This window comes from Nocardioides alpinus (assembly GCF_900112035.1).
GTDB classification, from domain to species: Bacteria; Actinomycetota; Actinomycetes; order Propionibacteriales; family Nocardioidaceae; genus Nocardioides; species Nocardioides alpinus.
Genome location: NZ_FOKC01000011.1, coordinates 46,139 through 61,086, shown reverse-complemented (window position 1 = coordinate 61,086; position 14,948 = coordinate 46,139). Strand labels below are relative to the sequence as shown.

At 71.7% G+C, this 14,948-nt stretch carries 4 protein-coding genes; 2 read left to right on the top strand and 2 right to left on the bottom strand.

From position 1 onward, the window contains the following. Positions 1-2: 2 nt before the first annotated feature. Positions 3-668 carry a hypothetical protein gene (locus tag BM127_RS18050; RefSeq protein WP_198554356.1) on the bottom strand — a complete coding sequence of 222 codons (666 nt, stop codon included), beginning with the start codon at positions 666-668 and terminating at the stop codon, positions 3-5. A gap of 136 nt (positions 669-804) precedes the next feature. Between BM127_RS18050 and BM127_RS18045 the strand changes: the two genes are divergently transcribed. After that, positions 805-2,247, top strand: coding sequence for a phospholipase D-like domain-containing protein (locus BM127_RS18045; RefSeq protein ID WP_157829584.1), 1,443 nt, complete (start codon positions 805-807; stop codon positions 2,245-2,247). A 17-nt stretch (positions 2,248-2,264) separates the two neighbouring features. Here BM127_RS18045 and BM127_RS18040 read toward each other — a convergent pair whose 3' ends face one another. Further along, a complete protein-coding gene (locus BM127_RS18040) occupies positions 2,265-3,908 on the bottom strand; it encodes an ABC-F family ATP-binding cassette domain-containing protein (protein WP_091200843.1) in 1,644 nt (547 codons plus the stop codon). 237 nt (positions 3,909-4,145) lie between these two features. On the opposite strand from BM127_RS18040, the gene BM127_RS18035 reads away from it, so the two are divergent. After that, positions 4,146-14,948, top strand: a complete 10,803-nt coding sequence (locus BM127_RS18035) for a calcium-binding protein (protein WP_091200841.1) — start codon at positions 4,146-4,148, stop codon at positions 14,946-14,948.

Sequence of the window (14,948 nt, the reverse complement as noted above, 5' to 3'; positions counted from 1 at the left end):
GCTCACCCGGAGACCCGGCGGATCTCGCGCACGGGCGCCTCCACCCGCTGGAGCCCCGGCCAGGTCAGGTCCGCACGCTGCGGCGGCCGCGCGCCCCGGTGCACGAGGACGCGGGCGCGACGCTCCTGCAGCTGGCCGGTGCCGGCCGTCGGGCCGCGCCAGCTCGACTGCTCGATGCTCAGCCGCGCCTCCACGCGGGGCCAGTGACCGTGGACCACCAGGACGGCGGAGCGCGTCCGCAGGCGGGAGTCGAGGATCCCGGCCGTCCGCTCGTCGACGGAGGCGGGCGGTCGCAGGACCACCACCCGGAGCACGTCGACCAGCGCCGCCGCCACCTCCAGCCAGTGCTCGCCGGGGTCGGGCACGAGCACCGTGCGGGACAGCTCGATGCCCAGCTCTGCGGCGGCCTCCGCGCCGAAGTCGGTGCAGCCGGCGAAACCGACCCACTCGCCGGCCTGAGAGGCCCCGGCGACCAGGGCCAGGGCCAGTGACGCGGAGTCGACGGCATAGCTCATCCCGGCGTGCAGCGGGACCAGGTCGGCGATCCCGGGCAGGGTCGCGACCGGCTCGAGGGCGGGCCTACGCTCCATGGCAGCGACCCGCTCGCGCAGCTGCTCGACCACCGAACGCCCCGGGTCGAGCGCGGCGACGGAGCGGGCGGATGACATGTCCCCATGATCGAACACCTGTTCGAACGAGTCAAGCGGACCGACTCGCAGACCGCCCCGTCGTGGGCGCGGCGCCGGTCTCCGGCGGGGTGGCTGCTTATGCTGGCACGGCTGTTGAATCTATGGGGGTCAAGTCGTGACGAAGTTGTCGGTGCTCGTGGGGAGCATCTGCCTGGTGCTGGCTGCGTCGCTGGGAGCCGCCGTGTCGGCCGGTGCAACGGCGCAGACGTCCGTGACGTCGGCCCAGCAGCCCGCCGCAGCGAAGAAGTGGAAGGCACCCAGCGGGCCGTTCTTCAACGACCCGCACCGCCGCGACGGTCACTTCCGCATCGAGCGCAAGGTGATCGACACGATCAACCGCACGCCCAAGGGGTCGACGATCCGGATCGCGATCTACTCCCTGGACCGCCTCTCCGTGTCCCGTGCCCTGGTGGCCGCCCACCGGCGCGGCGTGCAGGTGCAGATGCTGCTCAACGACCACTGGGAGAACGGAGCGGTGCGGGTGCTCCGCGCCGAGGTCGGGAAGGACCCGCGACGCAACAGCTTCGTCTACAAGTGCCGCCAGAGCTGTCGCGGGGCAGCCAACGAGTTCAACAACCTGCACTCGAAGTTCTATCTCTTCAGCCAGGCCGGGCGGTCCAAGGACGTCGTGGCGGTGGGGTCGGCCAACATGACCCGCAATGCCGCGGTCCACCAGTGGAACGACCTCTACTTCACTGACGGCGACCACGAGCTGTTCCGCCAGATGGTCGGGCTGTTCAACGACATGCGCAAGGACTACGACACCCGCCAGGAGCCGATCGCGTTCTGCGGGGTCCCGCTGGCCGGCGTGTGCGACGACTCGATCGACAAGCACACCGTCGTCGCGTTCCCGCGGGCGTCCGGGCCGAAGAACGACCTCGTCCTCACCATGCTCGACCGGGTCCAGTGCCGCACCGCCGATCCCGTCACCGGCACGATCACCCGCACCCGCCTGGCCCTCTCCATGCACACCATGCGCGGCGAGCGCGGCGACTACCTGGCCGCGGCGATCCGCAACAAGTACGCCCAGGGCTGCGACGTGCGGGTCACCTACGGCCTCATCGGGTTCCACACCAAGGGCGTCCTCGGCGCGCCCACGCCCCGCGGCAGGATCCCGCTGCGCTCCACCGGGCTCGACTACGACCTCGACGACAACTTCGACCTCAACAACGACGGCGTGGACGACCTGATCCTCGACTACTACAGCCACCAGAAGTACCTCATCATCCAGGGGACCTACAACAAGGTGCCCGACGCCCAGATGGTGCTCACCGGCTCGGTCAACTGGTCGAGCCTCAGCACCGCCAACGACGAGGTCTGGTTCACCGTCCGCGGCGCCACGGTGGCGAAGAAGTACCTGGCCAACTACGACTACCAGTGGAACAACACCCGCAACACCCGCAACGCCTACACGACGACGTACGCCAACTTCCGGGTGCAGCGGACCGTGCGCGACGCCGACGGGACGACGCGCCGGATCTGGACCACGGTGCGCCGTCCGGTCACCACGATCGAGCGCGACCCGTACGCGAAGGGCCCCTACTGGGAGAACGACTGACGCAGGCCGGTCCGGCGTCAGACGTGGCGTACGACGACGCGGCCGGCATCGACGTCCCACCGCTGGTCGAGCCGGACGTTCTCCAGCAGCCGGCGGTCGTGCGAGACCAGCAGCAACGCTCCGTCGTACGACGCCAGCGCCTGCTCGAGCTGCTCGATGGCCGGGACGTCGAGGTGGTTGGTGGGTTCGTCGAGGACGAGCAGGTTGACCCCGCGGGCCTGCAGCAGGGCCATGGCGGCGCGGGTGCGCTCGCCGGGGGAGAGACGACCGACCTGGCTGGTGACCTGGTCCGCCCTGAGCCCGAACTTCGCGAGCAGGGTGCGCACCTCGGCCTGGGTCAGCTCCGGCACGGCGGCCTCGAAGGCGTCGCCGAGCGGCAGGTCGTCGTCGAGCCCGGTGCGGGCCTGGTCGATGACGCCGACCGCGACCGAGGCACCCCGTGAGGCCGAGCCCGTGTCCGGCTCGGCGCCGCCCAGCAGCAGGCGCAGCAGCGTCGTCTTGCCTGCCCCGTTGGGGCCGGTGATCCCGATCCGGTCGCCAGCGTTGACCTGCACGGAGACGGGGCCGAGCTCGAAGTCGCCGAGTCGGCAGGTCGCCTCGTTGAGGGTCGCGACCACTCCGCTCGAGCGCGGTGCGGCGGCGATGTCGAACTGCAGGACCCACTCCTTGCGGGGTTCCTCGACCTCGTCGAGCCGCGCGATGCGCGACTCCATCTGACGGACCTTCTGCGCCTGCTTCTCCGAGGACTCGGTGGCCGCCTTGCGGCGGATCTTGTCGTTGTCGGGGCTCTTCTTCATCGCGTTGCGCACCCCCTGCGAGCTCCACTCGCGCTGGGTGCGCGCCCGCTGCACCAGGTCGGCGCGGGTGCCGGCGTACTGCTCGTAGGCCTCGCGGGCATGGCGCCGGGCGACGGCGCGCTCCTCGAGGAAGGCGTCGTAGCCGCCGTCGTAGACCGAGACCTGCCCCTGGGCGAGGTCGAGCTCGACGATCCGGGTGACACAGCGGGCCAGGAACTCCCGGTCGTGCGAGACCAGCACGACACCGCCGCGCAGGCCCTGCACGAAGGCCTCCAGCCGCGCCAGACCATCGAGGTCGAGGTCGTTGGTGGGCTCGTCGAGCAGGACGACGTCGAAGCGGCTCAGCAGCAGCGCGGCCAGCGCCACCCGGGCCGCCTGGCCGCCGGACAACGTCGTCATCTGGGCATCGGGTCCGACGTCGAGCCCGAGGTCGCCCAGCACCGCCGGGACACGGTCGTCGAGGTCGGCTGCGCCGCTCGCCATCCAGCGGTCGAAGGCCACGGCGTACGTGTCGTCCGCGCCGGGTGCCTCCGACCCGAGGGCCGCAGCGGCGGCCTCCATCGCGGCGGTCGCGTCGGCTGCTCCGGTGCGGCGGGCCAGGTAGTGGGCGACGGTCTCGCCCGGCACCCGCTCGTGCTCCTGGGGCAGCAGCCCCACGAACGCGTCGCGTGGCGCGCAGTCGACCGAGCCGGCCATCGGCGTCGCCACACCGCCGAGGAGGGACAGCAGCGTCGACTTGCCTGCGCCGTTGGCGCCGACGACACCGATCACGTCGCCGGGGGCGACGGTGAGGTCCAGCTCCTCGAAGAGGACCCGGTGACCGTGCCCTCCGGACAGATCCTTCGCGACGAGGGTGGCGGACACCCGACGGAGCCTAGCGCCGGCCCGGATGGTCTAGACACCTCCCCCAAGTTGGGTACAGCCCTTGTTGACCTTCCTCCGCTGTGGCTCACTTCGATCAACGGGGACGGTGACGATCCGGTCTGACGCTGTAACGGGCAGCGGGACCGCGACGTCACGAAGGAGATGGACCGCGACCGCCACCTCCGACCTTCCTCAGGGCCTGTGCTGGCCTGAGCCTCCCCCCCCGGGATCTCCACTGTGCCGTCGCCACTGAAGTCTGCCTTCGCGTCCTCCCTCGCCCTCGTCGTGGTCGGCGGCCTCGCTGTCGGCGCGGCGACTCCCGCCCAGGCCGCTGCACCGGACGCGGCCACGACGGCCGTGACCGGTCTGTTCGAGCGGCTCGCCACCGACTTCCTGCCGCAGGTCGCCTCGAGCACTGCTCTCGCCGAGCAGCTGCCGACGCTGGCGGTCACCCCCGCCGGGTCCGTGGAGCTGAAGACCGCGTTCGCCGAGGCCCTCGGCTCCGGTGGCCCGCTGGCGGAGGCCGGGACCCAGGAGACCCTGGCCGCGCTGACGTCCTACATCGACGGCGCGACCGGTGACGACTGGACCTTCACCGCCGCCAACCCCAATGCGTTCACGATCTCGGTCGGCTTCACCCGCACGGTCTCCCAGCAGGCCGGGCTCGACATCCGCGACCAGGACGGCACCCTCAGCCTCTCCACCGGCACCGGGATCCAGGTCGAGGGGACGCTGTCCGGCTCGTTCACGTTCGCCTACGACCCGACCACGGACCTCGCGAGCCTGCGGAGCCCCTCGATGACCATCGCCACCCGGGCCGGCCTCCGCGACGGAGAGCAGCTCGACGCCGGACTCGGCATCCTCGGGGTGAAGGTGGTCGGCACGGCAGGCGACGAGGACTACAACCTCTCCAGCAACGTCGCGACGAGCTGGGCCAACCCCGACAACGACGCCGCCGGCTCCCTGGCGTACGACAACCCCACCACGCCGGCCGTCGACGACGGCGAGCTGGCGGCCGACGGCGCCGGTTCCGGCCTCGTGACCGCGACGCGCACCGGCTCCCTCGCTGGTGCGCTCGTGGCCCAGCCGCGAGCGACCGACGTGGTCGCCGGACTCCCGCAGGTCAGCGCGACCGTGACCCTGACGTCGCAGTCGCCGGCGACCTTCGAGGCACCGAGCGTGACCGCGGAGGTCCCCGAGGCAGCCGAGCCGTTCCTGACCCTGACGCCGCGCGACCTCGCGGCCGGGCTCTCCCAGGCGGCATCGGCGATCATCGGCATGCAGGACGCCGGGGACGGTGACCTGCCCCTGATGCGTGGCTCCATCGGCAACGCCATCGACGCGGTCGGCGGCATCAAGGCCTTCCTCGCCGAGCAGGTGCCCGACGCCGACCCCGACGACCAGACGCCCGGACAGCCGTCGTTCGCCTCGCTGCAGGACATGCTCGTGGCCCTCGACACGGCGACGTACGCCTCCGGGTGGAGCATCGACGTCCTCACCGACGGGGCTGACGCGGCCGTCTTCGTCCCCGGCCCCGACATCGTGAACTTCACCGTGCGCACGACGCGCTCCGTCGACGGCACGGTCGAGCTCAACCCTCTCGGCGCCGCCACCACGGGCGCGGGCACCTTCACGGCGACCGGGCTCGACGCCACCGGCGTCGACTTCAACGGGCCGCAGAACACCGGCGGAGCGGACCTCGTCGGTCGCAAGGTCAGTGCCGGCACGTCCTACGGCACGGTCGCCACCATCGTCGACGGCAACTCGCTGACCCTGACAGCGGAGGGCTGGTCGGCAGGCACCCCCGCCAACGGGACCACGTTCGCCATCGAGGCCGCCGACCCCAAGACCGGAGCCCCGCAGCTCGCGGACGCGCTCGCCACGACGACCGGCATCGCGACCGCCAACGCCGACCTCTCGACCGCGACCATCACGCCCGACGTCCAGGTCACGCTGCCGATGGCGCTGGACCTGAGCGCCCCCCTCACCTACCTCGACGGGACCGTCGAGGTCCCGGACTGCGACCCCGGCACGGGCACCGCCCCGTGCCCCTTCCAGCAGGTCGACGCCAGCGGGCTCGGCCGGATCATCACCTCGCTTCCGCTCGCCAGCGACCGGATCCTGCTGCGCGGCTCGAAGGACGCGCGCGACGTCCTGGTCGCCGACGCGGACGTGACCTCGCCCGTGCAGATCGCCACGAGCAGCGGTTTCCTTGGCCTCAGCATCGGCGGCAACGTCGTGCTGGCGACCCCTGCCGACCAGCACCTCCAGGTCCTCACGCTGGAGCCCGGCGCTGACCTCCCCATCCCCGCGTTCGTCGAGAAGGTCCGGCTGCAGGCCGTGGCCGACCCGGGGGCCGAGACCGTCTTCACCCAGAAGCTCAACGGCTCCGTCCAGGCGAACCTCGCGGTGAGCGTCGACGACGCCCCCGACGCCTTCGCCCCGGGCCAGGGGTCGACGGCGCTCACCGTCTCGGGCACCGTCGACGGACTCGCCGACGGCATCGACGCCGGAGACCTCACCGTCACCCCGGCCAACCCGGCGCGTGCGGCCCTGCTCCAGGCCCTGGACTTCGAGCCCGACAACCCGCTCTCCCTGTTCAGCGGCGTCCAGGGCGCGCTCGAAGGCGCAGGCACCGACCTGACGTCGCTCACCGGAGGCGGGCTCGACCTCCCGATCCCGCTCGTCGGCTCGTCCGTCGGGCAGCTGCTCGGCGCCGGTGCCAGCGGCGCCGTGGGCGCGGCGTACACGCAGAACGCAGGCGTCCCGGCCGTGGATGCCACCGAGACCACCCCCGAAGTCCCGGCCGTCCCGGCCACCACCACCCTGACCGACCCGGGCGCCGAGTTCGGCGCGACCTTCATCGGGCGCCGGATCGTCGTCGGCTCGACCGTCGCCACGATCGTCGACGCCACGGAGACCACGCTGGTCCTCTCCCCGCAGTTCCCCAAGGACCCGCCGGTCGCCGACACGCCCTACCTCGTGGAGAACGAGCTGCTCGGTGCGGTCCACGTGCTGCAGACCATGACGCCCGCCACGCTGCAGGAGACCGTGGCGATGGCGCAGGCCTCCCTCGGCAACGACTCCACCATCGACTTCGGGCTCGTCGACGACGGCGGCGACGCCCAGCTGCGGCTGGACCTGACCTGGGAGCGCGCGTACGGCGTCTCGCGCTCGTTGAGCCTCGAGCTCGAGGAGGGCCAGGAGCTGATCGCGGCCAGCGGCGGCGGCGAGCTCAGCATCGAGGCGAGCGGCACCGTGAACCTCCGTCTCCTGCTCCCGCTCAGCGCGGCCGCGATGGAGGACCCCCTCGACAACACGCTGGTCGACGAGAGCGCGTCCGGGGTCACCTTCGACGTGGCGCTCGCTGCCGAGGACGCCTACATGGGAGCGAGCATCGGCCCCGTCGGCATCGACCTCGGCAAGGCATCGGACCCGGGCAGCGTCCACGCCGGGTTCGGCGTCGAGGCCACCGGCGGCACCGGTGAGGACACGCCGTCGATCGCCGACTACTTCACCAGCGACTTCGACGTCGCGGTGACCAACGGCGGTGCTGACTGCGACGAGGCCGCCCAGGTCCTCTGCGCCGAGTTCCCGATCTACGTCAACGGGACCAAGCCGTCTCCGACCAACGAGAACCTCACGGTGACCACCAGCCTCGGCGCCGGGGACTCCCTCGCGACCGTCTTCGGCGAGGCCAACACCGACATCACCCTGCCGACGGGGCTGCAGAAGATCCTCGACGGCACCGCGTTCAAGTTCGACACGCTGGCCGAGGGCCTGAAGCAGTACCTGTTCTACTCCGAGGTCGCGCTGCGGACCGCAGCCAGCGACGGCGAGCTGCCCGTCATCGGCAAGGACCTCCAGGCCGGCGCCGACTTCATGGGCGCCACCCGGGTGGAGATCGACGACTTCATCGCCAACAACGAGGACCCCACCACCGTGAGTGGTGCCCGCGGCCTGCTCCAGACCCAGCTCGCGCAGGCACTCGACATCCCTGTCAACGGACCGACGGGGGTGCAGGTCGACTTCACCTGCACCGCGACCCTCGAGCCCCCGGCGGCGCCCGGGGTGGTCACGACGCCCACTCCCGCAGCCGCGGGTGACACCACCCAGTGGGTCTACAAGGTGGTCTCGACCTACACCGACGCCAAGGGCGTCAAGCACGACTCGATCCCGTCCGAGGCGACCGTCGTGACCAACGCGGCCACCCTCACGGCCACCCCCGTGGCGACGGCGAAGTTCAACACGGTGTCGTGGACGAAGGTCCCCGGGGCCACGGGCTACAAGGTCCTCCGCGCCCTCCAGACCGGCACGGTGACGCCGACGGCGTACCGGGTGGTCGCCGACCTCGTCGGCGGCTCCGTGCTCACCTTCGCCGACAAGGGCGCCGTGGCGGCCACGACGGACTACGTCGCCGAGACCAAGGCGTACGCACGCGTGCCGGGCGCCACGTGCGCCAACGACACGTCGGTGCTGCAGATCGAGGGCGTCACCGTGGCGCTCAAGATGGGCACGGGCAAGATCTCGCCCCTCAACGGCTGCCTGGACGACGTGGGCGGCCGGGGCGAGTGCATCACCGCCAAGCTCGGAGTCGACCTCGGTCTCCCCGGGCTGTCGCTGAAGACCGGCGAGTCCGGCTCGGTCAGCGGCAGCGTCGGCTGGGCGCTGGACGTGAAGCTCGGACTGAGCCGGAGCCGGGGCTTCTACATCGACACCTCCGACAAGTACGAGTTCGAGGTGGGCGCCGCTCTCCGGCTCGACCAGGCCACCGGCACCGGACCCGACCTCACCGCGCAGCTGGCCATCATCGACGTGGACGTCGACAAGCTGGGCAGCGCGCCCGAGTTCGTCGGGCACTTCGGCATCGACATGCTGGACGACAAGGCAGACCTGGACTCCGACCTGACGCTGGCCGAGATGGGCCGCCTCAAGGTCAAGGACGTCATCGAGGTGAGCGTCAACGCCAAGGTCGACATCAACTGGCACCTCCAGGCCTCCGCCGACGCAGCCCTGCCCGGCATCGGCACCGACTTCCGTCTCACCTGGTCGTGGGGGGCCAGCAGCGCGGCGACCTCCCCGCCGCCGCCGACCAACCCGGTGAAGCCGACCAACAACTCCACCCTGGTCATCCAGTTCAACCGGGTGACCCTCAACACCGGTGAGTTCTTCGGCCAGGCCCTGAAGCCGTACGTGCAGCAGCTCGTCGACGCGACGAAGCCGCTGCAGCCGGTCATCGACACGATCTTCACCCCGATGCCGGTCATCTCCGACCTGTCCAAGGCGGCGGGCGGCAAGGCCGTGACCATCGCCTCGCTGGCCGAGACGTTCAACACGCTCCCGGGTGGAGCCCAGATCAAGCCGTTCCTCGACGCCATCAAGATCATCAAGGCACTGACCGCGGTGAACTGCACCGGCGCCACGTGCGGCGTCGTGATCGGCAGCTTCACCCTGGCCGGCCCGAGGGTGGCGACGACCAACGCCACGGCAGGCAACGCGTCGTCCCTCATCGCGACCAAGGACGCCGACAAGACGGCGGCCTCCAACGCCATCGCCGCCAAGGACAAGTCCAACAACCTGGCGACCCCCGGTGGGACCTCGAAGCTCGCCGACCTCAAGAAGGTCATCTCGATCCCCGTGCTCGAGGACCCGACCAAGCTCTTCGACCTCATCTCCGGCGGCGACATCGCGCTGGTGGAGTTCGACAGCGGCGCGCTGAGCCTGGGCTTCCAGTTCCAGAAGTCGTTCGGTCCGATCTACACCCCGCCGCCGGTCATGATGGTCATCGGCGGTGGCGCGTCCGTGACGCTGCGCATCGCCGCGGGCTTCGACACCTACGGCATCCGCCGGGCGATCGAGACCGGCGAGGGCGCCCAGGTGCTCGACAGCCTCTACTTCAAGACCGTCGACGCCTCGGGCAGGCCCATCCCGGTCGTGCAGTTCACCGGGTACCTCGAGGCCGGAGCCTCGGTCTCGATCGGCATCCTCGAGGTCGGCGTGCTGGGCGGCATCAAGCTCACGGTCGGCTTCTACTGGAACGACCCCAACAGCGACGGCAAGTTCCGCCTGTTCGAGTTCTCCGGTGCGGTCGCCAACAACCCGATTTGCCTGTTCAACGTCGGGGGAGAGCTCTCCCTCTACATCAAGATCTTCGTGGTGATCGGCTTCAGCCCGTTCGCGGTCGACTTCGACTTCACCCTGGTCAACATCAAGCTGCTCGACTTCAACCTCAAGCCCGACTGCACCCCGCCGCCGCCGAGGCTCGGCGGCAGGAGCGGGACCGTGCTGTACGTCTTCGCCGGCGCGCACGGCGGCGCGGGCCCGCGCGGCGACAGTGCGTGGGCTGCGAACAAGAAGGACGAGACCTGGGTCGTCCGCCAGGTCCCGGGCTACAGGGATGGGACCACGGAGGTCCCCGCGGCCGTCGAGATCCGCGGGCTGGGCCTCACCGAGTCCTTCCCGGATCCCGGAGGCAACGCGATCGAGACCGTCGTGGTCGACGGTCGCGGCTACGAGGGCAACCTGACCATCAGCTTCACGGGCGGCTCGGCGCCGGTCGAGCCCCTGGAGCCGCCCGGACCGTTCGACAAGACCGCGGTGGTCTTCACCGGCATCGGCGACGACGTCATCCGCACCGGCGAGGGCGACTCCTGGGTCGACTCCGGGGCCGGGTCCGACCTGGTGACGACGCTGGACCGCACCGACCTCGCCGAGCCGGTCGACCCGCTCGAGTGGGCGACGGCCAACGTGGCCGGAGGCACCGGCGCCGACTCGATCACCGTCGGCAACGGCGACGACACCGTGACCGGTGACGGCTCGCTGTACGCCGCGTCCGTCGCGTCGCTCTCGGTGAGCCTGGCCCCGGCAGCGGACGGCACGTCCGGAACGACGACCCTGACGGACCCGCTCAACGCCGCCACGGTGGCACTTCCGTCGGACGCCGCTCTGTTCGCCGTCGACCCGCTCGACTCCGGCGCCGACCAGATCGCCGCCGGCCTCGGCCGGGTGCGACTCTCCGGCAACGGCGGCACCGACACCATCGGCACCGCGAACGACAGCCCCCTCGCGGACTCCGCCGGCATCAAGGCCGGCACCACGGGTGGCTCGGCCGGGACCGAGGCGCTCTACCGCGCCAGGTCGTCCGTGCTCGTCGGCGGCGCGGGCAGCGACGTCATGAAGAGCGGGTCGGCCGACGACACGGTCTACACGGGCAGCTACGACACGATCGGCGAGAGCGGCACCGGCGCGGGCGACGCGGCGACCGACGTCAACATCGTCGACACGGGCGTGGGCTCCGACACGGTCTACGGCTCCAACGGGCTGGACTTCGTCACCACCGGCTCCAGCGCGACCCAGAAGGCCGTCGTCTACGGCGGCGCCGGAGCCGACGTCCTGACCGGCGGTCTGGGCACCGACGAGATCTACGGCGGTCCCGACGACGACTACGTCGTGGCCTCCCCGGCGACCGTGGGTGAGCCCGGCTCGGCGAGCGACGTCCTGGGCAGCGCGCGCGACGTCGGCGTGCTCCCGGGGGCCGGCAGCAGCGAGAAGCTGCTCGTCGGCGGCACGGGCAGTGACCGCATCTACGGCGCTGACGGCCCTTCGAGGATCTTCGGCGACACCACCGTCGATGCCTGCGCGACCCAGTCCGACCCGGTGAGCAAGCAGCCGGGGGAGACCGCCAACGCGCTCGACGCGAGCGACCTGATCCTCGGTGGCAACGGCGTCGACGTCGTCAACGCCGGCGGCGCCGGCGACTGGGTGTACGCCTCGGGCGCGGCCGACCGCGTCTGCGGCAACGCCGGCGTCGACCGCCTCCACGGCGGCGACGACGACGACCTCGTCCACGGCGGCAGCGGCTCTGACCAGGGATTCGGCGAGGCCGGGGCCGACCAGGTCTACGGCAACGACGGTGACGACGCGCTCTACGGCGCAGACGGCGCCGACCGGCTCCAGGGCAACAAGGGGGCCGACTGGCTCGACGGCGGCACGGAGGACGACGTCCTCCTCGGTGGCACCTCGCAGGCCGGCACCACCGACGGGGCCGACGTGCTGCTCGGCGCCGGCGGGGCCGACGTGCTCGTGGGTGACAACGCCCAGACCGACGTGCTCATCAGCGCGCCGTACCCGACCGACCTCGGCTCCACCGACGCCACGCTCGGTGGCGACGACCACCTGGTGGGTGGGGACGACGCGGACGCCGTCCGCGGCGGCGTCGGCGACGACGTGGCCTACGGCGGCACCGGTGACGACCACGTCGAGGGCGACCCCGGCACGGACAGGATCTGGGGCGAGGCGGGCGACGACGACATCGTCGGTGGTTCCTCCGAGCTCGCCTCCGGCCTCTTCGCCGGCTCCGAGCCGGGTCGACCGGACGCCACGGACCACCTCTACGGCGGCTCCGGGCAGGACGTGATCGCCGGCGACAACGCCCGCGTGACCAGGACCGGCACCCCGCACCCGCTGATGGCGGGCCGAGGGCTGGCGTCGACCCGATCGGTCGACCTGGCCGACGAGTCCGCGGCCGCGGCTCCAGGACTCGCCGGTGACGACGAGATCCGGGGGGACGCCGACACCGACGTCATCTTCGGCCAGCGCGGCGCGGACACCCTCTCGCTGGGCGACGCGGCGGACTACGGCGAGGGCGGTCCGGGCTCCGACCTCGTGCACGGTGACGCCGGCGACGACGACGTCGTCGGAGGCTCGTTCACGCCCGCGACCGGGGCGACGAACCCGGCCGGCCAGCCCGACGCGGGGGACACCCTCGCCGGTGATGCAGGAGAGGACGTCGTCCTGGGCGACAACGGGTCCGTGACCCGTCCGGCTCCGACCGGTGCGTCCACCACGCTGCTCGCCGCACCCGTGGGGAGCCCGTTGACGGCCAACCGCCTCGTCGTGCAGCGGGCGATCACGCCCTACGACCTGGGTGAGACCTCCTCGACCGCGGCGTCGGGCCCGGACACGATCACCGGTGACTCGGACAACGACGTGCTGATCGGCCAGGGCGGGGACGACCGGACCGACGGTGGCACCGGTGCCGACTACGCCGAGGGCGGCCAGGGCTCCGACCTCGTGCTCGGCGGGTCGGACGACGACGACGTCGCCGGCGGCTCGTTCGCCACCATCACCTCCGGTGCTGCCGGCGCGACCGGCCAGCCCGACGGTGCCGACAACGTCTACGGCGGCGCCGGCTCCGACCTCGCGATCGGTGACAACGGCCTGCTCACCCGGGTCACGTCCGGGATCGACTGGCGCACCCTCCGCGCCAACGCGACCCAGTCCGCGAGGGTCCCGGGGCGTGCAGTGGTGCTCTACGACCTCAACGGCGTGGCACCTGCCACCGCGACCACCACGCACGCTTCCTCCGACTCCCTGTCCGGCCAGGAGGGCGTGGACGTCCTCCTCGGCCAGGACGGCAACGACCGGATCAGCGGCGGCGGGGACGACGACTACGTCGAGGGCGAGGGAGGGGCCGACGTCATCCACGGTGACCTCGCACTCTCCACGTCCGAGATCGTCGCCGCGCCTCCCGGCTCGGCCTGGTCGACCCCGGACGCTGACGGCGCCGCGGTCACTGCTGGCCAGGACGACATCGCGGGCGGCTCCAGCCGCCAGGGATACCGCGACGGGGACGACCTCATCCACGGCGACGGCGACGACGACTTCGTCGTCGGTGACAACGGGTCCGTCGCCCGCGTGGTCGACGGCGGCACGACCGACCGCGTCTACGCGGAGCGCTACGGCTCGGCGCGGGTCGGCCACGCCAAGGTCCGGGTGGCCGGTGGCGGCGCCGCCTCCACGCGGTTCTGCCCCGCGGTGAGCCCGTCAGCCACCTCGACCTGCGAGACGTCGGGCAGCTGGGGCAAGGACACCCTCCTCGGCGACGCCGGTCAGGACGTGCTCTACGGCCAGGACGGCGACGACACCATCCGGGGTGGCACCGACGACGACGACATCTACGGCGAGCTCGGCGCGGACGTCCTCTTCGGCGAGGACGGCGAGGACGCGATCCTCGGTGACCGCGGCGGCGTGCGGAACAGGTACGAGGACGGCTCACGCTCGGTCTCGTCCAGCCTGACCCAGCCGCCGGCCATCACGTACCGGTCGCGCCTGGCCGGCTCGGTGAGCCGGGAGACCGACCTGCTGCACGACGTCAACGGCACCGACCTCGTCGGGACCGCGACCAGTGCGCCGATGGCGCTCGACGGGATCACCTACGGCGGCGTCGACCGGATCCGTGGCGGCACCGGCCGCGACTCCATCCACGCGGGTGCGGGTGACGACCTCGCCAACGGCGACTCCGGCGGCGACGCCGTCTTCGGCGGTCGCGGCAAGGACGCCCTCTGGGGCGGGCTCGGCGCCGCCTGTGCGCCGACGAACACGGCGTGCCTGATCAACCCGGGCGTGAACGGCGAGTTCATCGACCACCTGTTCGGCGGCAAGGACGAGGACGTCATCGACTGGCGCCCGCGCGGCGTCTACGGGGCCTTCAACGGCACCGGCTGGACCGGTCGTACGTGCAGCATCCTCGAGGTCCCGACGACCACGAAGAAGGACGGGACCACGGATCCGTGCTCGTGGTTCGAGATCACCGACCGCGCCGACGACAGTGCCTCGACCCCGTCGTCCACCGACAACAACCAGCACCACCAGGGCGTCGACTGGATGTACGGCGGCTGGGACCGCGACGTGATGCAGGGCGACCTGTCGCAGAACGGTCCGAACGAGGGTGACCGCCTGATCGACTGGTCGGGCGTCTACAACCTCTACAGCCACTGCAACGCGGCCTACGGCGGCTTCAACGACGTCCGGATCCCCAACCCCGCCATGGAGCGGTTCGTCCGGGAGTGGGCCACCGGTGTCGGCGCCGGTCGACCGGCCGCCGGCGGCTCGGCTCCCGACGTGGCCACCGCGGGCACCTCCGCGTACGACGAGCTCGCGCTGGTCAACAACGCTGACGGCAAGGGCCACGGCACCGGCAGTGCGTACCCCTCGACCCCCGGCCACTTCGACGATGCGGGGGCGTGCAGCGGCTTCTGA

Excerpts from the sequence above, each read along its gene's own strand:
- BM127_RS18050 (WP_198554356.1), bottom strand. The coding sequence starts at position 668 with ATGTCATCCGCCCGCTCCGTCGCCGCGCTCGACCCGGGGCGTTCGGTG.